The 22,829-nt window shown below is 47.5% G+C and carries 21 protein-coding genes and 1 pseudogene; 7 read left to right on the top strand and 15 right to left on the bottom strand.

Annotated features, from left to right (window positions below):
• Window positions 1–22: 22 nt before the first annotated feature.
• A pseudogene (locus tag NDI48_17950) lies at window positions 23–2,689 on the top strand (tetratricopeptide repeat protein).
• Window positions 2,690–2,813: 124 nt separating this feature from the next.
• Here NDI48_17950 and NDI48_17945 read toward each other — a convergent pair.
• The 9 genes from NDI48_17945 to NDI48_17905 all read right to left on the bottom strand — a co-directional run bounded on the left by NDI48_17945 (window position 2,814) and on the right by NDI48_17905 (window position 10,249).
• Entirely contained in the window at window positions 2,814–3,380 is a 567-nt protein-coding gene (locus tag NDI48_17945; protein ID MEP0833058.1) for a hypothetical protein, read from the bottom strand.
• A 247-nt stretch (window positions 3,381–3,627) separates the two neighbouring features.
• Complete coding sequence (locus NDI48_17940) at window positions 3,628–4,578, bottom strand: F0F1 ATP synthase subunit gamma (protein MEP0833057.1); 951 nt, start codon at window positions 4,576–4,578, stop codon at window positions 3,628–3,630.
• A gap of 186 nt (window positions 4,579–4,764) precedes the next feature.
• Window positions 4,765–6,282: a F0F1 ATP synthase subunit alpha gene (atpA, locus tag NDI48_17935; GenBank protein ID MEP0833056.1), complete on the bottom strand. Its 1,518-nt coding sequence runs from the start codon at window positions 6,280–6,282 to the stop codon at window positions 4,765–4,767.
• A 136-nt stretch (window positions 6,283–6,418) separates the two neighbouring features.
• Window positions 6,419–6,970: an ATP synthase F1 subunit delta gene (atpH, locus tag NDI48_17930; GenBank protein MEP0833055.1), complete on the bottom strand. Its 552-nt coding sequence runs from the start codon at window positions 6,968–6,970 to the stop codon at window positions 6,419–6,421.
• Window positions 6,971–6,973: 3 nt separating this feature from the next.
• On the bottom strand, window positions 6,974–7,522 hold the full coding sequence (locus NDI48_17925; protein MEP0833054.1) for a F0F1 ATP synthase subunit B: 549 nt from the start codon (window positions 7,520–7,522) through the stop codon (window positions 6,974–6,976).
• 406 nt (window positions 7,523–7,928) lie between these two features.
• Window positions 7,929–8,426, bottom strand: coding sequence for a F0F1 ATP synthase subunit B' (locus NDI48_17920; GenBank protein ID MEP0833053.1), 498 nt, complete (start codon window positions 8,424–8,426; stop codon window positions 7,929–7,931).
• Between the two features lie 140 nt (window positions 8,427–8,566).
• Entirely contained in the window at window positions 8,567–8,812 is a 246-nt protein-coding gene (gene atpE, locus NDI48_17915; protein ID MEP0833052.1) for an ATP synthase F0 subunit C, read from the bottom strand.
• 123 nt (window positions 8,813–8,935) lie between these two features.
• Window positions 8,936–9,679 carry a F0F1 ATP synthase subunit A gene (atpB, locus tag NDI48_17910; protein ID MEP0833051.1) on the bottom strand — a complete coding sequence of 248 codons (744 nt, stop codon included), beginning with the start codon at window positions 9,677–9,679 and terminating at the stop codon, window positions 8,936–8,938.
• 60 nt (window positions 9,680–9,739) lie between these two features.
• Window positions 9,740–10,249, bottom strand: coding sequence for an ATP synthase subunit I (locus tag NDI48_17905; protein ID MEP0833050.1), 510 nt, complete (start codon window positions 10,247–10,249; stop codon window positions 9,740–9,742).
• A gap of 231 nt (window positions 10,250–10,480) precedes the next feature.
• On the opposite strand from NDI48_17905, the gene NDI48_17900 reads away from it, so the two are divergent.
• Window positions 10,481–10,801, top strand: coding sequence for a 2Fe-2S iron-sulfur cluster-binding protein (locus NDI48_17900; GenBank protein MEP0833049.1), 321 nt, complete (start codon window positions 10,481–10,483; stop codon window positions 10,799–10,801).
• Window positions 10,802–10,931: 130 nt separating this feature from the next.
• Here the strand turns inward: NDI48_17900 and NDI48_17895 are convergent, their stop codons facing one another.
• Both NDI48_17895 and NDI48_17890 read right to left on the bottom strand, forming a co-directional pair.
• On the bottom strand, window positions 10,932–11,879 hold the full coding sequence (locus NDI48_17895) for a serine protease (GenBank protein MEP0833048.1): 948 nt from the start codon (window positions 11,877–11,879) through the stop codon (window positions 10,932–10,934).
• Between the two features lie 190 nt (window positions 11,880–12,069).
• Window positions 12,070–13,299 (bottom strand): tetratricopeptide repeat protein, encoded by a 1,230-nt coding sequence (locus NDI48_17890; protein MEP0833047.1) that lies wholly within the window; start codon window positions 13,297–13,299, stop codon window positions 12,070–12,072.
• 210 nt (window positions 13,300–13,509) lie between these two features.
• Between NDI48_17890 and NDI48_17885 the strand changes: the two genes are divergently transcribed.
• The 3 genes from NDI48_17885 to NDI48_17875 are packed head-to-tail and all read left to right on the top strand — an operon-like array spanning window position 13,510 to window position 15,393.
• Window positions 13,510–13,704, top strand: coding sequence for a hypothetical protein (locus NDI48_17885; protein ID MEP0833046.1), 195 nt, complete (start codon window positions 13,510–13,512; stop codon window positions 13,702–13,704).
• Window positions 13,701–14,822, top strand: coding sequence for a DUF3326 domain-containing protein (locus NDI48_17880; GenBank protein ID MEP0833045.1), 1,122 nt, complete (start codon window positions 13,701–13,703; stop codon window positions 14,820–14,822). The genes NDI48_17885 and NDI48_17880 overlap by 4 nt, the downstream gene beginning before the upstream one ends.
• Window positions 14,800–15,393, top strand: a complete 594-nt coding sequence (locus NDI48_17875; GenBank protein MEP0833044.1) for a CPBP family intramembrane metalloprotease — start codon at window positions 14,800–14,802, stop codon at window positions 15,391–15,393. The genes NDI48_17880 and NDI48_17875 overlap by 23 nt, the downstream gene beginning before the upstream one ends.
• A gap of 131 nt (window positions 15,394–15,524) precedes the next feature.
• Here the strand turns inward: NDI48_17875 and purN are convergent, their stop codons facing one another.
• The 3 genes from purN to NDI48_17860 form a co-directional block, all read right to left on the bottom strand.
• Complete coding sequence (purN, locus tag NDI48_17870) at window positions 15,525–16,184, bottom strand: phosphoribosylglycinamide formyltransferase (GenBank protein ID MEP0833043.1); 660 nt, start codon at window positions 16,182–16,184, stop codon at window positions 15,525–15,527.
• A gap of 121 nt (window positions 16,185–16,305) precedes the next feature.
• A complete protein-coding gene (locus NDI48_17865) occupies window positions 16,306–17,301 on the bottom strand; it encodes a type IV pilin-like G/H family protein (protein MEP0833042.1) in 996 nt (331 codons plus the stop codon).
• Window positions 17,302–17,736: 435 nt separating this feature from the next.
• On the bottom strand, window positions 17,737–20,226 hold the full coding sequence (locus tag NDI48_17860; GenBank protein MEP0833041.1) for a PQQ-dependent sugar dehydrogenase: 2,490 nt from the start codon (window positions 20,224–20,226) through the stop codon (window positions 17,737–17,739).
• 348 nt (window positions 20,227–20,574) lie between these two features.
• Between NDI48_17860 and NDI48_17855 the strand changes: the two genes are divergently transcribed.
• Window positions 20,575–21,471, top strand: coding sequence for a sugar ABC transporter permease (locus NDI48_17855; GenBank protein ID MEP0833040.1), 897 nt, complete (start codon window positions 20,575–20,577; stop codon window positions 21,469–21,471).
• Window positions 21,455–21,922, top strand: a complete 468-nt coding sequence (locus tag NDI48_17850) for a hypothetical protein (GenBank protein ID MEP0833039.1) — start codon at window positions 21,455–21,457, stop codon at window positions 21,920–21,922. The genes NDI48_17855 and NDI48_17850 overlap by 17 nt, the downstream gene beginning before the upstream one ends.
• Before the next feature lie 307 nt (window positions 21,923–22,229).
• On the opposite strand, the gene NDI48_17845 is transcribed toward NDI48_17850, so the two are convergent.
• A complete protein-coding gene (locus NDI48_17845) occupies window positions 22,230–22,601 on the bottom strand; it encodes a hypothetical protein (protein ID MEP0833038.1) in 372 nt (123 codons plus the stop codon).
• Between the last annotated feature and the right edge of the window lie 228 nt (window positions 22,602–22,829).

Below are 22,829 nucleotides of genomic sequence, written 5' to 3'. Positions count from 1 at the left end.
AATCCCTATCCTCCAATTAATGATGCGTCTCTATAGAATTGGACTTACTGGTGTCATTACCGCCCTGGCAACTCTTGTGAATGTCGATTTTGGATTTCCAGTTTTAGGGCAATTAATCCAAAATCCAAAGTCTAAAAGTCACAATTCCCAGGTTTTGGCTCAAACTCCAGATGCACGGAAAGCAGAAGCAGGCCGACTGCGAAAGCAAGGTATTGAGCAGGCTCAGACGGGTCAAGTTGAGGCAGCAGTAAAGTCTTGGGAACAGGCATTGACAATCTACCAGGAAATCAAAGACCGTGTAGGTGAGGGGAAGACTCTGGGCAATCTGGGAGTTGCTTACTATAACCTAGGAAATTACACCAAAGCGATTGACTACTACAAGCAGAGTTTAGCCATCGGCAGAGAAATTAAAGACCGCTTAGTTGAGGGGAATGCTCTGGGAAATCTGGGAAGTGCTTACGAATCCTTGGGCGATTACACCAAAGCGATTGAGTACCAGCAGCAGAGTTTAGCGATCGCACGCGAAATCAATGACCCTGGGGGTAAGGGAGCATCTCTAGGCAGCCTGGGACTTGCTTACGAATCCCTGGGAGATTACGCCAAAGCGATTGAGTACCAGCAGCAGAGTTTAGCCATCAAACGACAAATCGAAGACCGTCTAGGTGAGAGCCGTTCTCTCTCGAATCTGGGAATTGCTTACCAGGCTCTGGGAGATTACCCTAAAGCGATTGAATACCATCAGCAGCGTTTAGCGATCGCACGCGAAATCAATGACCCTGGGGGTGAGGGAGCATCTCTAGGAAATCTGGGAAATGCTTACCGTTCCTTGGGAGATTATCCTAAAGCGATTGAGTACCACCAGCAGCATTTAGTCATTGCACAAGAAATTAAAGACCGTCTGGGGGAGAGGAATGCTCTCTCGAATTTGGGCAATGCTTACCAGGCTCTAGGAGATTACCCTAGAGCGATTGACTACCACCAGCAGAGTTTAGCGATCGCACGCGAAATCAAAGATCCTTGGGGTGAGGGGACTGTTCTGGGAAATCTGGGAAATGCTTACCGTGGGCTGGGAAATTTCCCTAAAGCGATTGAGTACCACCAGCAGAATTTAGCGATCGCACAGAAAATTGACGATAAGGACGGGGAAGGGATAGCTCTTAACAATCTAGGACTTGCTCTCTTCAAAGAAGGCAATCTGTCGGAGGCAGAAAGAACCCTCCGCGCTGGAATTGAGACTAGGGAATCTCTAAGGGAACGATTGGGTGACAATGATGCTTACAAAGTCTCAATTTTTGAACAGCAAGCTCGCACCTACCGCGTTTTACAACAAGTCCTCATCGCCCAGAATAACCCTAATGCTGCTCTAGAAATTGCTGAACGGGGACGTACCAGGGCGTTTGTAGAGCTAATAGCCTTGCGTAACGCTACAAAATCTAACTCAGACAAGTCCGCCATCACTCCACCCACTATCGAGTTGCTGCAACAAATCGCCAAACAGCAAAATGCCACTCTCGTTGAATATTCAATTATTTATGATGACTTCAAGATTAAGGGTAAAGAAGGATAAAAAGAAACAGAACTCTATATTTGGGTAATCAAGCCTACAGGTGAAATCACGTTTCATCGTAGCGACCTCAAACCCCTGTGGCAGAAAGAAAATACTTCTCTAGCAGAACTAGTCACCACTAGCCGCGAATCTATTGGTGTCAGGGCTGGGGGTTTAGTCGCAGTTTCCAAAGTGGATGAAGCCACTCAAACAAATCGATTACAGCAACTCCATCAAATCCTGATCGAACCGATCGCAGATTTGCTCCCTACTAATCCAGAAGCCCGTGTCATCTTTATGCCGCAAAGCTCGTTGTTTCTGGTTCCGTTCCCAGCACTCAAAGATGAGCAAGGCAAATACCTGATTGAGAAACACACTATCCTAACCGCTCCCTCCATTCAAGTCCTAGAGCTAACCCGCAAACAACGCCAACGGGTAGGAGTGAACGCCCCTATAGCCTTGGGCATGGCTTCGCTAACGCCCTTACCAGCAAATGATGCTCTCGTTGTCGGAAATCCTACCATGCCCAGCGTACCGCCGTATCCTGGGGAAAAACCGCAACCGCTAGCCCCGCTTCCCGGTGCAGAAGCAGAAGCAAAAGCCATTGCCCCCCTCCTCAACACCCAACCTCTCATCGGCAACCAAGCTACAGAATCAGCCGTTAAGCAACTTCTGCCCAAAGCGCGAATCATTCATTTAGCCACTCACGGCTTACTCGATGATATTCGAGGAATTGGCAGTGCAATTGCTCTTACTCCCGATTCCTTATCATCCTCCCTTGGCAAGGGGGGACAGGAGGGGGGTAACGGTTTACTCACAGCTGAAGAAATCCTCGACCTTAAATTAAATGCTGAATTAGTCGTTTTGAGTGCCTGCGATACTGGACGAGGACGCATTACAGGTGATGGCGTAGTTGGACTTTCTCGCTCTTTAATTTCTGCCGGAGTTTCTAGTGTAATTGTCTCTTTGTGGGCTGTACCCGATGCACCTACGGCATCCTTGATGACTGAATTTTATACGAATATTCAACAGCGCAAACTCGATAAAGCACAAGCCTTACGACAGGCAATGCTGACCACTATGAAGCAACATCCTAATCCTAGAAATTGGGCAGCCTTTACCCTAATTGGAGAAGCCGAGTAAATGTTAAATAGAATCGCAATTCAAGACGTATCTAAATTAGGAAGTACAACTTCTTGTAGAGTAGATAACACGAACAGTTAGAGGGGCAGGGCAGACAGAATACCCATACCACTCATGTGACTTTTTATTTCACTAACTGAAATGAAGTCATAAATTTTTCAACATCAGCAGACAACGAACTTTCTCTATCTTTGGGAATTTCTGTAGTTAATTGGTATAAGCGTTGTTTGACTAAATAAGTTCGATAGTTAACTATCTTGCCGCCAGGAGCTTCAAACTTAAACTCTTTACCAGAGTATTGTTCTAAACGGATATCTTGCTGATGAATGAGTTTGAGTTTGCGATCACTTGTAAAACGAGAAGATAAGCTATCCAAAATAAACTCAGGAGGAAGCTGAGCGATATCCTCCGGGAAATTTGTATAAGAAACACTATATTTTATCTTGCCTTCTTCTAACGAAGCCGTGAACAAATTTGCATCAAGCGATACCTTATTTCCATCAGTCGTTTGTCGGTTCTGAGTGGGTGCCACAGGCATTAAAACCGTAAACCCTCCTTCAGACGAAGAGATTTGTTCCCATTGTTGCTGTTGAACTAGAAATAGCTGTTCGGCTCGAACGGATTGAATGACTGGATATCCACCAAGCAGCAGACTCGATAAAGCTGACAGTAATAAAAATTTAGTGTTCATCGGTTATATTCCTCAGCGCCTTTGCCAGAAATCTCCGTCATTATACAGTAGTCGCTTAATGTATAAAAAATAGCCTTTTGCTTTATCAGTAAGAGACTGAGAAGTTGTACAACTATTCCAATCGGAATTAGTCCACCGAATTGCGGTTAGAGTAATATCTAAAACCTTGATAAAGACATATAAAAAAGCGTCTGAACCTAGCCAGACGCTTGCCATGTTTGACATTTAAAGAATGTGAAACCTGAATTTAGCCACTCAGTGCTTCGGCACCACCCACAACTTCCAGAATTTCCTGCGTGATCGACGCCTGCCGTGCCTTGTTGTAAGACAGGGTTAAGCTGCTAATCAGATCGCTGGCGTTATCACTGGCGTTGTTCATCGCCGTCATCCGGGCCGCCAATTCACTAGCGGCTGACTCTTGCAGCGCCCGCAGTAACTGGTTGTTCAAATAGAGAGGCAACAAGGCATCCAGAATTTGCACTGGGTCTTGTTCAAAGATCATGTCACGGGGGAAGGGAGTGACTTGAGGTGCGACTTTCTCCCGTGTGACCTCAAAGTTGCCTCCACGACTTGTCAGCCTGAAGATTTCATCATCTTGTGCTTCTAGTCCTTGTGCCGTCAAGGGCAGCAGGGTTTGAACCACTGGACGAGAACTAATCAAGGAGACAAACTTGGTGTAAACCAGTTCAACCCGGTCTACGGATTGTGAGAGGAACAGAGAGAGCAGTTCATCAGCAATCATTGAGGCTTCAGCGGCGGTAGGAATCTGCTCCAAGCCAGTGTATTTAGCACTAATGGGCTGGTCGCGGCGCTGTAAGTACTGAGAGGCTTTGCGTCCCACGAGGACGTATTTGTAATCCAGATTTTCCTGCTGTAATTCCTTCGCGCGGTTTTCAGCACGACGGATGACGTTGCTGTTGTAAGCGCCACAAAGACCGCGATCTCCTGAGATCACCAACAATCCGACAGTCTTGACTTCCCGTTGTTTGAGCAGGGGTAAGTCAACGTCTTCAAACCGCAGACGGTTCTGTAAGCCGTAGAGAACTTGTGCCAAGCGGTCGGCAAAGGGGCGGGTGGCGGTCACCTGTTGTTGGGCGCGACGGACTTTGGCCGCGGCAACGAGGCGCATCGCCTCAGTAATTTTTTTCGTATTTTTGACCGACAGAATGCGATCGCGAATAAATTTTAGATTGGCCATATCGGGGTTGAGGTGAACAGATTGAAGGTTGAAAGTTGAGTTGAAGGTTGAAAGTTGGAGTTGAAGGTTGATTTGCCGATTGAAAGTCGAAAGCTGAAGGTTCTAACTTTCAACCTTGTTTTGTCACCTTCAACCTTCAACCTTGTTTTGTCACCTTCAATCGGCTAGCGTTCAACCTTCAAGCGATTACACGGATACGAGGAAAGTCTGCTTGTATTCTGCGATCGCTTCTTTCAGCAGCTTCTCCGCTTCATCAGTGAGTGCCTTCTCTTTTTGCACAATCTCACCATACTGCTGCTTGCTAGTCTTCAAGTACTCCCGCAATCCCGTGGTAAACGTGCTGACTTTCTCAACCGCGATGTCATCCAGATAGCCATTCAAACCGGCGTAAACCAGCGCCACCTGCTCATAAACGGCTAAGGGTGAATACTGAGGCTGCTTCAAAATTTCCCGTAACCGTTGACCCCGTGCCAATTGGTCTTGGGTGGCTTTGTCCAAATCTGAGGCAAACTGAGCAAAAGCTTGCAGGTCATCAAACTGAGCCAGTTCCAGCTTTAACTTACCGGCAACCTTCTTCATCGCCTTGGTTTGTGCAGCCGAACCCACACGGGACACCGAGATACCTGGGTTAATAGCGGGACGCAAGCCAGCATTAAATAGGTCGGATGTCAAGAAGATTTGACCATCCGTAATCGAAATCACGTTGGTCGGGATGTAGGCAGATACGTCACCTGCCTGGGTTTCGATAATCGGCAGCGCTGTCATACTGCCTTCACCCAGTTCATTACTCAGCTTCGCTGCCCGTTCCAACAAGCGGGAGTGGATGTAAAACACATCTCCTGGATACGCTTCCCGTCCGGGTGGACGACGCAGCAGTAGGGACATCTGGCGATACGCTTGGGCTTGCTTGGAGAGGTCATCGTAAATCACCAGCGTGGCTTTGCCCTTGTACATGAAGTACTCAGCCAGGGTTGCACCGGTGTAGGGAGCGAGGTACTGAAGGGTTGCTGGGTCGTTTGCATTCGCCGCCACCACAATCGTGTAGTCTAATGCTCCTTTTTCCTGAAGCACACCGACCACTTGGGCTACGGTAGACGCCTTTTGACCAATGGCGACGTAAACACAGATTACGTCTTGTCCCTTTTGGTTGATGATGGTGTCAACGGCGATCGAGGTTTTTCCGGTTTGGCGGTCACCAATAATTAATTCCCGCTGACCCCGTCCCACGGGAATCATGGCGTCAATAGCGGTGATACCGGTTTGCATCGGTTCATAAACCGAACGCCGTGCAATAATGCCGGGGGCAGGGGATTCAATCAGACGGGATTCGGTAGTGTGGATGTCTCCCTTGCCATCAATCGGGCGTGCCAGGGCGTCCACGACGCGACCAATCATCGCCTCTCCCACGGGCACCTGAGCAATTTTGCCCGTCGCGGTAACGGAGCTACCTTCCTGGATGCCACGACCATCGCCCATCAATACGGCACCGACATTGTCCGCTTCTAAGTTCAGGGCAATGCCAACCTCGCCATCTTCAAACTCGACCAGTTCCCCAGCCATGCACTTTTCCAAGCCATAGATCCGGGCAATGCCATCACCGACTTGCAAAACGGTGCCAACGTTGGAAACCTTGACATCTTGGTCGTATTGTTCTATTTGCTGCCGAATAATGCTGCTAATTTCGTCGGGTCTAATGCTAACCATGATTAGTTGTTTTTATTGAAAACGTTGAAGGTTTAGAGGTTGAAAGTTGAAGGTTGTTCGCGTAGCGTTCCCCAAAGGGTTAGGTTGAAGGTTGAAGTTCAACCGGTTGACTGACTAACCGATTTACCGACAACCCTTAGCTACTCAAGCGCAGACCAATGCGGCGAATTTGCCCTCGGAGACTGGCATCGATTAACTGAGAACCGACTTTAATAATCACACCACCAATTAAATCGGGGTCAATTTTTGTATCCAGTTCCACTTGATGGGCACTTGTCATCGACCTGACTTTTTCACGAACGGCCTGCTGTTGTTCTTCCGTCAGTTCTACGGCTGAAGTGACTTCAGCGAGAACGGTTTGATTCAACTTCCGCAGGAGCGCTTGGTACTGCTGGCAAATTCCTTCCAAAAACAGGACGCGCCGCCGATCAACCAAGAAATTCAAAAAATTATTCGTGTACTGATGAAATTGCTCACCACCAATCTGTCTGAGTACAGCTTTTTTGTCTTCGGCTTTCACAATCGGATTGCCTAAAAACTGCTGTAACTCTTGAGATTCTTTCAAGAGATTGAGTAAGCCAGCAATGTCTTCCCCGATTCGCTCTGTGAGGTTATTAGCCTGAGCGATAGACATCAATGCTTCGGCGTAAGGCTGATATACCTCCGCACTTAATGAGCCACCTTTCACGATCTACCTCCCAATTGTAGCGATGCTGCGGTCAATTAACGTTTGTTGAGCGTGGTCATCTAAGCGCTCTTTAAGCTGTACTTCGACGCGCTGCATTGCCATGGCAGCAACTCGTACCCGAAGCTCCGCGATCGCTTTTTCTCTTTCGGTGTTCAAATCCTGAACGGCTGATTCTCTCAGGCGTTCGACATCTTGACGCGACGCTTCTAAAATGGCGGCTTTTGCAGCCTGGGCATTTTCTTCGGCTGCCGCTCGAATTCGTTCTGCTTCTGCCTGAGCTTGTGCCAATTTTTGTTGAGCATCGGCTAAGGATGCGGCTGCATCTTTCTGTCGTTTCTGAGCCTCTTGAATCGCTTCTTCAATTTTTGAGCGTCTCTCAGAGAGGGTCTTGCCTAAAAATTTACGCCCAAAGAAAAATAGCACCCCTATGATAATCACGAGGTTAATCAGGTTGGTTTCTAAAATGTTTGTGTTTAAACCAAAACCACCTTCTGAACCACCTTCCGCTGCGAGTTCTGCCGCTGCGGTAGCCAGGAATGAGAAAGTACTCATAATAGCCATATACAACTGCGAAGACTGAGTATTGCTAATACTGCGACTGGTGTTTCCAGCCAACAGCTAGGACGCTGCCAAAAACCTTGGGATTCATTATTTTGAGGCTTGAGAGAGCCTGATTCTCTAAACCCACTGGAAGTTAAGACTCGCAGCGGGAGCGAATTTTTCGACAGGACTCATTCGTAAAGCAATCGCGAACTTGAACTTAGGGGGTTCCCGCCAGAGCGTTGGCTTTGTGGATCGATGGAAAAGCTGTTGCCGAAGACTAAGATTAAGAAGTTGCTTGCCCTTGCTTGCGTCAAGCTTCTATATACCTAAAAATTGCCACTCTCACACCGCCATATCCACAACACCCAATCACTCAAAAGCGGAGTTCTACGCTTAACCTCAGCCAAGGCGATGCTTATCGATTGACCAGTTCGGGTCCCAAAAGCTTCTCTATAATTTGTCGGCTTAGAGCATCCACTTGTTGTTCAAGCGAGGAGAGTGCCTCTGCTTTTTGCTGTTCGATTTCCTGGGCGGCCTGCTCTCGTTGAACTTGAGCTTCCCCTTGAGCTTGAGCCATTTTTTCAGCCGCAATTTTTTGAGCATCTGCTTGTGCAGCGGCAATTGTGGCTTGAGACTTGCGGCGAGTTTCTGCTAGCTCCTGCTCATACTGCTGAGCCAGTTTTTCCGCTTTGGTTAGACGTTCGCGTGCTTCAAGCAAGTTTTTACGGAGATAATCATCGCGATCGTCAATGGCCTTGCTCAACGGTTTGTAGAATACCGCATTCAACACCACCACCAAGAGTATAAATTGCAACGCCATTAAGGGCAGGGTGGCGTCAAAATCAAACAACCCCCCTTCTTTGGCAGTGGCTTCAGCGGCTTCGACAGCCAGTAGAATTGTCCAATGTGTCATCATGATTTTCAGATCCCACAGCTTAAAAAAGGTCAGCTACTCAGTTGGGATGGGGATACCTTTAGTACGGGTTGTCGAAAATTTTCCCAGCACTCAGCTTAGGCAGGTTATTGCGAAAGCCTAAGTGCTGGGATAAAGTTTTACGCGAAGGGGTTGGCAAACAGAAGAACGAGAGCAACCACCAGACCGTAAATGGTTAGCGCTTCCATGAACGCCAAGGAGAGCAGCAGCGTACCGCGAATTTTGCCTTCAGCTTCTGGCTGACGAGCAATCCCTTCTACTGCCTGACCCGCAGCATTTCCTTGACCAATGCCAGGGCCAATTGCAGCAAGACCAACAGCGAGAGCAGCAGCAATAACGGAAGCAGCAGCAATTAATGGATCCATGGTATTTTTCCTTAAACTCAAGTAAACGCTAGGACAGAGACTCCTACCCGGAAAAATCCGCTCATCAGAGCAGACTTGTGGTAGTCGTTAAATGAACTTGCACTGATGAAGCCTTCAACTTCACTAGTGATGCTCCTCAAGTGCCTCTCCGATGTAGGCGGCAGCTAGAGTTGCAAAAATTAACGCTTGAATAGCACTCGTAAATAAGCCTAGTGCCATTACAGGGAGAGGGACAAAGAGGGGAACCAACAGCACCAGCACTCCGACCACCAGTTCATCCGCTAGAATATTTCCGAACAGACGGAAGCTGAGCGAGAGGGGCTTCGTGAAATCTTCTAAAACCCGGAAAGGCAGAAGAATTGGCGTAGGTTGGGCATAACCTGCAAAGTACTTCACGACACCCTTCTTGCTAATCCCGGCGTAGAAGTACGCCAAAGATGTCAGAAGTGCAAAGGCAACGGTTGTATTGATGTCGCTGGTGGGAGAGGCTAACTCACCTTCTGGGAGATGAATCACCTTCCAAGGCACAAGCGCCCCAGACCAATTTGCCACAAAAATGAACAGAAATAGAGTGCCTACGAAAGGAACCCAAGGACGATATTCTTTTTCCCCTATCTGATTTTTTGCCAAATCCCGCAAGAATTCCAAGGCATACTCCATAAAATTCTGGATTCCGCTTGGAATTCGTTGGATATTGCGAGATGCTGCAATTGAAGCCGTGATGAGAATAGCAATTACAACCCAAGAAGTAATGAAAACCTGCCCATGTACTTTTAGGTTGCCAATGTGCCAGTATAAATGCTTGCCAACTTCTAATTCAGCAAGGGGGAAAGAATTCAGAACGCTCAAACCATCTAACATTTCCATTCCGGAGATTTCCCCATACATCTAGAGAGGGCGAAAAGTTCAACTGACTGACTACTTAACCTACTTAGACGTAGGAAATAAGGTGCTTTGCAGCACATAGACGATGAGTGCGGCTTTGTAAGTCAGAAAACCTAAAAATATGGGCAAAATCTGCAATCGTTGCCACCGAGTAGCCACGATAAATAGCCCAATAAAAAGCGCGAACCGGGCAGGACTCGGACGGCTTTTTTGTTGGCCTAGCCGCTCAACGTCTTTAGCCAACATTCTCAAGTAAACCATACCTGTGCACGCCCCGATCAAATAATTCAGAGCAATGTCAAGTGAGTAAAAAAACCAGACACAGATAAAAACAATCCCAGTTATGCTAAGCGTGACCAACACCAATGTTTGTTTGAGTTGGTAGTACTCTTGCATTGAGGAATTATTTTCGGGGGATGGAGAACTCCCTTGAGGCAGTTCTTCCATTACCGGGGTTGGTTGAGGGGAGTCGTCTGACAAGTTCACGGGTCGCAGCAACAGCCAGTCCAGAAATGGAGCTCTTAGCAAACGAGCTTCACAGTAGGTAATCATATCACGTACCGGTAACAATACTTAAAATTTCCTAAATGACAGAGAATGAGAAATTCCGTCGCAATTCGATAAACTCTCAATCTTGGCTCCTATTGTTGATCTTCATGAATTTGTGCAGGGGAACCCGCCCAAGCCTTGGAGTCTAGAGATGCCAGACGGCGGTAAAATAAGCAGGTTCAAGTCCAGTTCCCCAACCTGGGGATTAAAAGTGTCAAGCCCAGAACTTACGCAATGCCCAAGACTTACACGGTTGAAATTCACCACCAAGGCACGACTCACACCATAGAGATTCCAGAGGATAAACAAATCCTTCGTGCTGCCTCCACTGCTGGAATCGACTTACCCAGTTCCTGCAATGCGGGAGTATGTACCACTTGTGCCGCTCAACTTCTGGAAGGAACGGTAGAGCAGAGCGAGGGTATGGGTTTGAGTCCAGAACTCCAAGCTGAAGGTTACGCACTGTTGTGTGTGGCGTATCCCCGCTCTAATCTGAAGATTGAGACAGAGAAAGAAGATGAAGTGTACGATCGCCAGTTTGGTCAGCCTCAATAGGGGAACCGTTGACAAATTGGCAAATTGATAGGTTGAACGTTGGTAGGTTGATGCGCCTTCACCTTCAACCTACCTCTACCCGTTGAGTTCGGCTTCAAAGTACGGGGAACGCTACGCGAATAACCTTAGTTTATGGCTTTTCTAACCGACAAGAGGAAAGATCCAAATTAAAAATTCCCCTCCGATCAAAACATGAAGGGATATCATTCACTCTTTGGGCGTAATTTTCTTTAGCCAAGGTAGTAATCTTGCCCTCCCTGGTTATCTCGCAGGGACGATTGAGACTGCACTCAGGTTGCGATAGAGCGTTATCATCGACACCCGTATTAGCGATCGCAACCACGCCATTACTTTGGAGAGAGACAACAGGAGAGCCTGACATTCCCCCTACCAAGCTACAACGATTGCGAATCGATTTCTCCCACTGATAAACATCTTCTCGTACATTAGCCGACTGTCCAATTTCGCAAACCGCTCGGTGAAGAAAACTCCGAGAAGGTTCCACACCATTGAGCGGAATCCCAACAATCTCGACAGGCTCTCCTACAGGAGCAGGAACTGGCTCAATTTTCAAAGGAATAAATCCCTCTTTCACCAATTGTTTAAAAGACGTATCCAGTTCCAAAACTGTTATGTCAGTTCCTTTCATCGTTGCATAAACAACCCGCCTTACCCGAACTGAACGAACCCGATTGAGTCCATCTTTAAAATAATTCAACTTAAAAACTAAATTAGAAGGCTGATTAATAAGGACTTCTTGCGGTTTGGGAAAGCTAGAACCATCATAGCAATGACCATTGGTTACGGCATAAGCGGGTGATTGATTGGCCCCTTGAGTATCTAAGAAAAATGCCGTACAAATTCCAAAGGAGCTTTGCTCAAGCAAACCAATACCGCTATATTGTTTGCCTTTTTCAACGGATAAAAGTTCCCAATTGACCTTTGAAGAGTTAACCTCGCTATCGGGTAACTTATTGCCATTTCGGTCAAAAATCACCGCTTGTGCCACGTTTGCTCCCAGCGCTAATCCTAACCCTAGAGCGGCAAGTAGTGTGTTTTTTAACCCAGTTTTTCGCATACGACAGGTACTCCGTCCGTCTTGGTTGATAATATTAAAGACCAACCTCATGCATAGCCTTTACACCGCCAAAATGACAACTCACTCCAGGACTCTGAGGTAAGAGAAACCGAAAGTGATACGTTTGAATGCAACTGGCTCTTAGATGAGCAGTGTGACTGCCTCGGATGTTGTTTAAATAGCCTTCGAGTTACTGGACTTTGAGTAAATCAAGGACTTCTTGCGCTTCCGAAATTCGGCCTTGTTTGAAGAGTAAGTCTGCTAAAGCGCGATAGGTACCCGCAATGGTGTCGGTATAAGAGTCTTGCTGTTTTTTGGATAGCGCTCGGATATTTCGCCGAATCTCTTCTCTGACATCGACAGATTGTTTGTAGAAGGTAATGGCTTGTTCTAGTTGGTTTTGTTTGGCTAGTAGTTCACCGAGATTACTGAGAGTTAGGCTTTCAGAGTCACGATCACCAATTTCTCGTTGAATTTTCAATGCCTGCTGATAAGAATTAAGCGCTGACTGGTATTGTCCAAGCTTATCGTAAGCAATACCTAGATTAACCAAAGCCCTAGATTCTTCAGAGCGTTGACCGATTTCCCGTGCAATGTCCAGCCACTGCTGCTGGTACTTGATCGCTCGCTGGTATTGCCCTAGGCTACTGTACGTGTTGCCCAAACCTCCCAAAGACATGGCTTCCCCATTGCGATCGCCGATGTCTCGTGCAATCACCCGTGCCTGCTGATAATACTCAAGCGCTTTCTGGTCTTGTCTCAGATACCAGTGAGCATTACCTAAATTGATGAGGGAAAAAACTTCCTCACTGCGCTCACCGATGTCCCTGGCAATGGCTACCGACTGCCCATAGTATTTGATGGCCTGCTGGTATTGTCCTAAAGATTCGTAAGTCTGACCTAGACCTCTAACAGACTCAGCTTCCCCATAGCGATCACCGATGTCTAGCGCAATCACCCGTGCTTGCTGATAATAGTCAATCGCTTGTTGGTATTGGTCTAGGGCAAAATAAGCATAACCCAGACCTGACAGGGTTAAGATTTCCCCATGGCGATCACGGATGTCTCGTGCCATCGCCCGTGCTTGCTGATAAGATTCAATGGCTTGCTGGTATTGTCCTAAATACCAGTAAGTATTGCCTAAACTTAACAGAGTTCTGCTTTCTCCAGTGAGATCGCCTATCTTCTTGTAGATAGTCAATGCCTGTTGATAAGACTGTAAAGCCGCTGGAAATTGACTGGTTCTATACTCCTGTTTGCCTTGTTCTCGCAGTCGATCTGCTTCCGCTTTCCGACCTGCTGAGGCTTGAGCCAGTGCAGGTGGTGCTGCCAAAGACCGTGGAAAATTAGGAGCGAATGCGGTGGTGGTAGCAGCGAGTAGAGCGATGAGAACACTGATGCTGATTTTTCCGGGTTGCATGGGTAAAATCCTCAAAGGGCAAGGTAGAGGATTGCTTGCTTAGTTAAGATATATCTCCTAGTTTGATGGAACTTATGCAGAAGTTGTTGCCAAAATTGTCCGCTAAGGGGGTTCCCAGTTGATAACCCCCAGGGGCTAGGCGATGTTTTTTTGAGAGCACAGCTTAGCACTCGAACGGTAATATGAGTCATAGTCTTTGAACCAGCACCTATGACAACTCACTTCATTACCGCAGAAATTAACCTCCAAGAGACACCTGTACAGCTACAGCAAGAAATTGAGGCAGAATTGCAAAAACGAGGGGAACCGCTACGTTGGGCGGTGACTCGCGTGGATAGCGATCGCCAAATTGCCCAAGTAGAGGCGATTGTCACCGTTGAATCTGATACCACTGCTGCCTTGTGATTCAACGTCCTTACACCGTTGTCTTAATTGTTCCTACAGGCGTTGGGGCGGCGATTGGCGGCTATGCGGGGGATGCCCTACCCGTAGCTAGAGCCATCTCGGCAATCTGCGATCGCCTGATCACCCACCCCAATGTCCTCAATGGTGCCCAACTCTACTGGAACTTACCCAACGCCCTCTATGTGGAAGGGTACGCTCTTGACAAATTCGCTTCTGGGTGCATCGGATTGCAACCGATACATCAGAATCGCGTGGGGTTAATTCTCGACCAAGGAATTGAACCGGAATTGCGCCTGCGACACCTCCAAGTAGCAGATGCCGCCAGAGCCACACTGGGGTTGAGCCTAACAGATTATGTAATAACAGATGCCCCCTTAAACGTGGAGCTGCGAACCGCTGCATCCGGGGCAAGTTGGGGTACAATTGGCAATCCTGATAGTTTGTTGCGATCGGCTGAAGTACTGATTGAGCAAGCCAAAGCAGATGCGATAGCCGTGGTTGCCCGTTTCCCGGATGACCTAGGTAGTGAGGCATTGCAAGCGTATCGTCATGGACAGGGAGTAGACCCCCTTGCCGGTGCTGAAGCGGTGATCAGTCACCTGATTGTTCGCACCTTTCAAGTACCTTGTGCCCATGCTCCGGCACTGATGCCCCTACCCCTCGACCCCGACTTATCCCCTCGCTCCGCAGCCGAAGAATTGGGCTATACCTTCTTACCTTGTGTTCTGGTGGGATTGAGTCGTGCCCCTCAGTTCGTGGAACGTCAAAACCCCAATTCCCAATTTTCAATCCCGACACAAAACTTTACCTCTCGACCCGGAGATATTTGGGCGTCGGACGTAGATGCGGTTGTTGTCCCGGCAAGCGCCTGTGGTGGCAGTGCTTTACTCAGTTTAAGCCGCCAGTCACGAACTCAGATTATTGCGGTTGAGGGAAACCAAACCTCCATGCAAGTCTCCCCAGAAGATTTGGGTATTCAAGCAATCAGAGTAAACTCATATTTAGAGGCACTGGGCGTTTTAGTCGCTCATCGTGCCGGTATCAGTGCTGAGGCTCTCAGCCCATCCCTATCCTCTTTGCATTGCTTATCTGTTCGTGGCAAACCAGCTTCCAGATGAACCTGAATTGGAACCCCTAACCCGCACCCAAGTGTTAATCGCTATGGGGGTAACAGCTCTTGTCTTATTATTCGTTGCCAAGCTTTGGCTGCACTTGGGTTCCGTTACACTTTTGCCCCTACATGGCACGGCTGAAGCGTTACTCCTAGGGCTGGGTTTAGCGCTGGGTATTACGGTGTTAAGTAGTTTAGTCTATCGTCTGTGGCCTGCTTATCGCCACAGTGCGGATTACTACCTGCAAATGGTGCTGAAGCCATTAGTCTTACCCGACTTAATTTGGCTGGGGTTGCTACCTGGGATGAGTGAAGAGTTATTGTTTCGGGGCGTGATGCTGCCTGCTGTTGGGTTGAATACAACTGGGGTTGTTGCTTCCAGCCTGCTATTTGGTATTTTACATTTGAGTGGGCCACAACAATGGCCTTATGTCGTTTGGGCAACCGCTGTAGGGCTACTGTTGGGATTTAGCGCCCTGGCAACGGGGAATTTACTCGTGCCGATTGTGGCTCATATTGTTACCAATTTGCTTTCAAGTTATCTGTGGAAACTTGATCACAAACAAGCTGAAGCCTAGCTGTGTTCAGAGGCTTCTTGTCTTACATAAGCGAAAGTTTAGTGGAGTACTAAGCTAACCGCTGTTCAATATCAATCGCTATTTGGCTAACGTGCTACCAGGGTGTTACTTACGGCAAGCTGCGCGATTTCCTAAGGCACCAGCAAGCTGATCGCTTGGGGTAAGATTCGATGTTCTTGAACTTGAATGCGAGCATGAAGAGTTTCTGGTGTATCCTCTGGCAACACCGGGACGGCGGCTTGTACCAAAATTGGGCCACTATCCACTTCCGGGCACACCAAATGTACTGTACAGCCGGTAATTTTCACACCCGCCTCTAGGGCTTTTTCTATCGCGTGAGCGCCCTTAAAACTGGGTAATAAACTGGGATGGATATTGATGATTTTGTCAGGGAAGGCGTTAATTAACACAGGTGTGACAATTCGCATCCAGCCTGCCATCACCACCCAATCTACTTGGTAGTGCTGCAACACTTCGACAATAGCCGTGTCTAACTCTTCTCGGCGTTTGTAGTCTCGATGATTGAGCAGTACCGAAGGAACACCCCAACGTTCAGCTCTTTCTACGGCCTTGATACCGGGATTATTGTAAATTAAGACTTGAATTTGGGCATTGAGTTGCCCGTCTTTGATGGCTTGAGCAATGGCCTCAAAATTACTGCCACTTCCAGATGCCATGATTCCCAGTTTCATGGGGGAGCCAGCAGATGAAGAATCCGCCATTGAGTCGAGAGGAATGGCAGGGGAAACCAAGCTAGGTATGGAGTTAGCAGATGCGAGATGAGAAGTCATGAACCAAAGAGCGATCGCTAAATCTAGGGCGCTACTTGGTTAATTATCAACTAGAAGTGGAGTGGGATTGCTCTAAGCAGAAGAAATAGCCGATGAACTTAAGCTTTGAATTCAAAAATGATCATCTTTTTGGCCCCACGTTGCGGGAACCAACAGGGCATTTAATTTCATCCGTACTCTGTCTAGGAGTCGCTGGCATCGCTGGTGGTATGGATGAGGGTTTATCTGTTTCACACATCCCTGTAATGATCAGTACCTCATTCGTCGCACTTTTGACGACAAACACAGCACTGGTGTAGCTTCTCAGTTCAGGGCGCTTGGAGCGAGCTGTGATCATCACACTTTGGGTTTGGTTGCCTTGCGGTACAATCCGGTAGCTATAATTGTCTGTTTCTGGTGGAATCCCAACACCTAAATTCTCAATTTTGGTCGCAAATTTATCATATTCGAGTTTAAAAGCCTGTTGGGCGCGGCTCATTGCATCGATATTGGCTTTACCTTCAGATTCTCGCGCTTCCTGGGTTTGTCTCTTAAAGTCAGCGATAATTTGTTCGCTTTGCGTCTCCATGTCGGCAGCCGTTATAACATCTGGGGGCAATGTTGCCTCCTCAGAAATCTTCTGTAATAAGTCTGCATTTGCTGTAAAAGCGGTTGGTCTAGGTTGTCCGGGGTTTGTATCAGCTAATTGCAGGCGGAGTTGACTTTTATCATTTAACTCAAAAATTGTCAATACAGTTTGATTAGACTCTGCTATTATCACATCCAGATGCATGGGTTTAGGGGTGGAATTGATGCGGTATCCGAAAGGCATCGCCACAGGAGCACCAGAGCCGAATGGCAACAGAATAAAGAGTTTGTTGTCTGCTGTGAAAATCAGTGTCAGCTTCTGACCTGAAACTGGGTCTTTAGCTTGCCATCGTCCCTGTAATTGGGTTTGTACCGTGTTGGTTGTAGGAGTGCGTTGAGATTGAGCGACTAACGGTAACTTGGCGGGTAGGGCGATCGCACTGTTGCTCGTGGACGTGAGTAGCCCTAAGAATAGGCTGTATGCCATCCATTGGCTTAGGGCGGAGAATTTCGCCAGCAGCTTGGGAGGGTTGAATACAGGATTCCTCATGGCAGTCATTCTCCGGAATTAGCTGGATATTATCGGTTGCTCCAGTATCGCCGATTCCCGATTAAACCGGCTCCTGAACAAGGCGAGGTTTTTCTCACAAGCTATTGCTGGATGATGCGATCGCACTATCTTAGGTAGGAATGTCACTGACTTAAGGAACAAGTGATCGTTTGTTGGAAAAACCCAGATTGGGGGGTTTCCCCCCAAACCCCCTCCTCACTAAAGCTCCGGTGGGGGACGATAGCGAAGCGGGGCGCGTTAGCGCACGTGCCTCCCCCAGACCTCCTCACTAAAGCTCCGGTGCACAAGGGTTCCTTGGTGAGCTAAGAAATTCTTAAGTCAGTGCCATGAATCTTAATAGAGCGAATACCCTAATTTATAGGGTGCGTTAATGCGGTGTAATGTACCCTTTTCAAACAGGATACTGGGTTACCGCTAAACAGAAATGCTATAAATACCGCCATTTGTGTAGTCGGCCAGGTACAAGTTACCCGCTTGGTCTTCGCCAAAGGTAGAAATGAAGTAAGGGGTATCGAGAAGAACCGCGTTTTCCCATCCAGCACTATTTGGCCTTAACCCCCAGATGCGTCCACTAATGAAATCCCCGTATAAATATACGCCTTGCAGACTCGGCTCACTCAGACCTCGGTACACCATTCCACCAGTAACAGACTCTCCCAGTGAATGGTCGTACTCTGCTACAGGGATTACAAAGCCTGTTATGTCACCAGGGTTATTGTTGTAACGAGTAGACCCTTCCATGATGTTCCAGCCATAGTTTTCGCCACCCTGACTAGTCGCCGATTGAAAGTCAATCTCTTCGATCGCATTCTGTCCCACATCGCCAATGAAAAGGTCACCCGTTATGCGATCAAAGGAGAAACGCCAAGGGTTACGCAAACCCAGCGCCCAAATTTCATCACGATACAGGTTATTGGGGTCGGTGGTCGCGACAAAGGGATTAGTGGCAGGGATAGCATAGGGTACTCCTCCCGATTCCACATCAATGCGTAGCATCTTACCCAACAAGGATTGGGGGTTCTGGGCATTGTTTTGAGGGTCTCCAGCACCCCCTCCATCACCTAGAGCAATGTAGAGGTAACCATCCGGGCCAAACGCTAGTTGTCCACCATTGTGGTTAGCGAAGGGCTGTGGAACCGTTAAGATAATCTCTTCCGAATTGGGGTCGGCGACGTTGGGATTGTTGGTGAGGCGATAGCGAGCTATCACGGTATCGCCAACTGTATTGGTGTAGTTGACGTAGAAGTAACCTTTACTCGCGTAGTTAGGGGGGAAAGCCAAGCCCAGTAAACCACGTTCACCTCCAGCACTGATGCGATTGGAGATATCGAGGAACGGCGTCGCCGACAAATTGCCATTTTGGATAATCCGGATGCGACCTCCTTGTTCTACAACAAACATGCGATCGCTACCATCACCTGCATGAGTAATATCGAGTGGATTGGTCAGCCCCGTCACTAGAGGTGTCAGTGTCAGTTGGAGTTGCTCTAAGATAGAACGATTCCCAACGTTAACATCCGTAACACTCTGACCATCATTGAGGTTAACGGTCTGAAGATTGGGAACAGGAAACGTTGACTGCCATCCCGTTTGCAACACTTGAGCAACCGTATAGGTTCCTGGAATTAGGGTCGTGAAGGCATAATTCCCATTAGCGTCTGTCGTGGTGGATAGTTCACCCACATCAAGCAGACCATTCTGGTTTTGGTCTAGAAAGACCGTCCAGCCGGTCAGTCCCAGTTCGCCCGTGTTGCGTAAACCATTCCCGTTGATATCATTCCACACCGTACCTCGAATTTCACCAGGAGTTGGCGTTGGCGTTGGCGTTGGCGTTGGCGTTGGCGTTGGCGTTGGCGTTGGTGTTGGCGTTGGTGTTGGTGTTGGTGTTGGCGTTGTTGGGTTGTTGGGGTTGGTAAAACTGAGCTGAATGACTAAATCGTTATAGTCAAAATCCCCTCCACCGTATAAATCTTCAAAGGCAAAGGTGTTGTCCCCTAGCAGGCGGATGTGGTCAATGCCGTCGGGGTTGGCGTTGAGAAAAGAAAAGTAAGCCAATGACTCCTGCTCCGGCTGATTGGAGGGGTTTTGAGCAAGGAAGTTTTCTGGAGTGTTATTAGCAATGAAAAAAGGTGCCAGCAGTGCTTCCCCTAGTATTCCTTGGCTGTAGTCCACTCGATTTCTAATCGCGGCTTCGGCATACCCACCATCCCCTGGATTCAGATTGCCAATGCGTCCTGTGGAGTCATCAATCGCATAAAATCCAAAGCTGTTGTTAAAGGCAGCGTCTCGATTCACCTCAATATTGACAGGAATTAAACCCGACTTGCTGCCTAAATCAATAAGTTCTCGCTCTCCTTGCAACGCTGTTTCTGGCGTCGGTGGGGTATTCGTTACTTGTACTCTCAGCACTAAGTCGTTGAGGTCGAAGTCACCGCCTCCGAACTGGTCTTCCCACGCTAGGGTAAGGGTGCTGCTGTTAAATTCTAATACTTGCGAATAGTTGAACCCATTGGCATTGGCATTAGCATGGGCAAAAAAGACATTCGCTGGGGTAAGTCCGGCTGCCAAATCAGCCAAGACGTTATCTGTGGTACTGTTCGACACCAGGTAAAATCCTAGCCTCGTGTTGCTCTCAAAGCTAAGTTGACGTTTGGAGACTGATTTGGGAAAGGTTGAGTTGGCAAGGGCGGAGAAAATGAGGTTTCTCCGACCGAGGGCAGCAGCGAGGTATTCTGGAGTGCCGGGGGCTATACCATCGATAGTGCCTAAGTCATCATCGACTGCAAAAACACCGACTTCATTGACAAAATCTGCTTCGGAATCGCTGAGGGTAAATTCGAGTGAAACGGGTTCAGAACCGCCGTCAAGTTGGAAGATTGTGTTGAGAGAAGTTTGTTTCAACATGGCGTTTTTCAAGTAATCGAGTCATAAATACCGCTATGGGGGCTAAATCGACAATAAATGTCTAATAAAATTTCTTTAATCAGCTATTGGGGAAAATGTGGAGAAACGTTCAGGTTTTACGGAATGTTAAAAGCGTTTCAAATACGGATAAATAACCCTTTAAGCTTTTTGAAGCACTCGTGTAGATGGACAGGGATTATATAGGTAAAAATAGCAATTATTTCTAAAATATCAAGACTTACAGGAAGTTTATATTAAAAAACTTCAGATTAATTAAACGAAAGTTACTCATCGGCTAATCCATTGGCCACTTGTTATTCCTTCAACAGATAATAAATAACTAATTCCATGACGAATAATACTAAGCCTTCCCCTCAGCATCAGTGGCTAGATAATGATGCTATCGCCGCCTGGATTTTCTTAGCCCCCGCCCTGCTTCTCCTCGGATTATTCCTGCTGTGGCCCATTGCTTATCTGGTTTACCTCAGCTTTACTACCGGAAGTTTCACCTCAACAGGTATCCATGGGGTCGGTTTGAGAAACTATCTCCGCCTAGTACTCGACCCCGATTTTTGGCAAGTTCTCGGCAATACCCTTTATTTCACCCTTGCCACCGTCCTTCCCAGTCTGATTATCCCCTTGGGATTAGCCGTGTTACTAAATCAGTCGTTGGCTCTGCGGGGACTGCTGCGAACCGCTTATTTCATTCCGTCCATTACCTCTCTAGTCGCCGTTGGACTAGGGTTTCGCTGGCTCTTTCAAACCGAAGGCCCCATGAATGCATTGCTAAATTCTCTGGGTTTTGCATCGATTCCCTGGCTAGGCAGTACCACTTGGGCTATGCCAATCCTGATTTTATTAAGCAGTTGGAAACAGCTCGGTTTTAACATGGTGGTATTCCTAGCAGGACTCCAAGCCATTCCTCCGAGTCGCTATGAAGCGGCTGAATTAGATGGTGCGAATTCTTGGCAAAAATTCTGGTACATTACCCTTCCAGGATTGCGGCCTACCTTAATTTTTGCCACCATTACTACAGCAATTTTTACGTTACGGAGTTTCGAGCAGGTTTATATCATCACGGGCGGTGGGCCTCTTAACTCCACCAATGTACTGGTTTACTACATTTACGAACAAGCCTTTGCTCTGTTTGATTTTGGCTACGCTGCTGCTGCGGCTACAGTGTTGCTCAGCTTTACACTGGTGCTGGTTTATCTACAACTCAAAACGAGTGGCGAGGAAACTTGAAAGCTCTATCCTAGAGAAACGAGTGGATGTTGCACAAGTGAATACAAGAGTTGTTCAGGTTATTCCTCTAGATGACATTGAAGCCCGGATTTATCGAGTTGAGCAGGGTTATCGAGTCGAAGTTTCTAGCTGCCTGAGCGATTACTGGCATCCGGGCGTCTTTTGGGATTTACAGCAGTTAAAAGAATGGCTCTATCCTGAACTGGAAAAACTCAATGCGGGTTTTGCATTGGGGGGCGACTGGATGATGCTGGAAGGCGACTTTGATGGCAACGGAAAATATCGAGATTGGTTTATTTGCCAAGCACAAAATTGGCAAGCATTCGATCCGATGACGAATTGCTGCTATAGCGCCCCCTCCTACATCGCGCTAATGGCAAAAATTGATCAAATTGAGGCGTTTCGTTCTGCCAACACTAGTGAGAGAAGCAACCCACATTCCACACCCTAACAGGTTACTATAGCCCTTCTCGATGGCATTATGTACACTCTTGTGACCTCTCTGGAAAACCTCTCTCCTAAAAGGAGAGAGGCTTTGATTCTTACTCCCCTTCCAGTTAAAAACATTATTCCTTTTCCCTCTCCTTGTAGGAGAGGCGTCGGGAGAGGTAGGAACCGGAGCGACCGGAACTCTTATGTGAGGATGACGAGGTAGGGGGTTAGGTTATTCTGATGTACTCCATACAACTGAGAACTGCTATGTTTCCAGAGTAACTGTTGGTTGAGGGTGCAGAAGGTGAGCTGTAATCGGCTATTGATTAAGTGATTGAATCTAAATCTAAGGCTTTTGAGCCACCTTGCTCTAATTGATTCAAAAGTTTACCCAATTGCGACCAAACGAGGAGGCTAATAAATAGCGTGAGAGGTAGCGAGATAGAATACGACAACCACCAGGGAAAGCCAAATATCTCTAATCCAGCCGCGAGAAAGACACAAATTCCAGCTCCAATTCCCAGAAACGGCATTTGTAACTGGACGCCTTTCATTTGAGCTAGGGTACGCGTGGAACGGTTTTTCGACCATTCTCGGACTTTTTGTTTAAGCGTAGCTTCAAACGCGGCACCAGAGGTCAGGCCAGCAAACAAACCGAAAATCAACAAAAAATATGGCGGTTCTGGAAAGCTATACACGAAGCACTCCTATTAGTATTCAGGAAGATACGGACAGATTTTAAAACACAAAGGGTACGATGACTCAGCCTTGATCAGCTACTAATAGCCTATCCGAAATCTCCTCTTAAAAAACATGAGTGAGGGATTGGAGGAGGGAGAGATTGGGGGCAGGGGAGAGGCGGAGTTATGTTAATGAATGTCTCTCGTAGCCCGATTTGATTGTTAATAAAAAGAGGATGCATAGAT

This window comes from Microcoleus sp. AS-A8 (assembly GCA_039962225.1).
Taxonomy (GTDB): domain Bacteria; phylum Cyanobacteriota; class Cyanobacteriia; order Cyanobacteriales; family Coleofasciculaceae; genus Allocoleopsis.
This window is presented reverse-complemented; position numbering and strand designations above follow the sequence as displayed.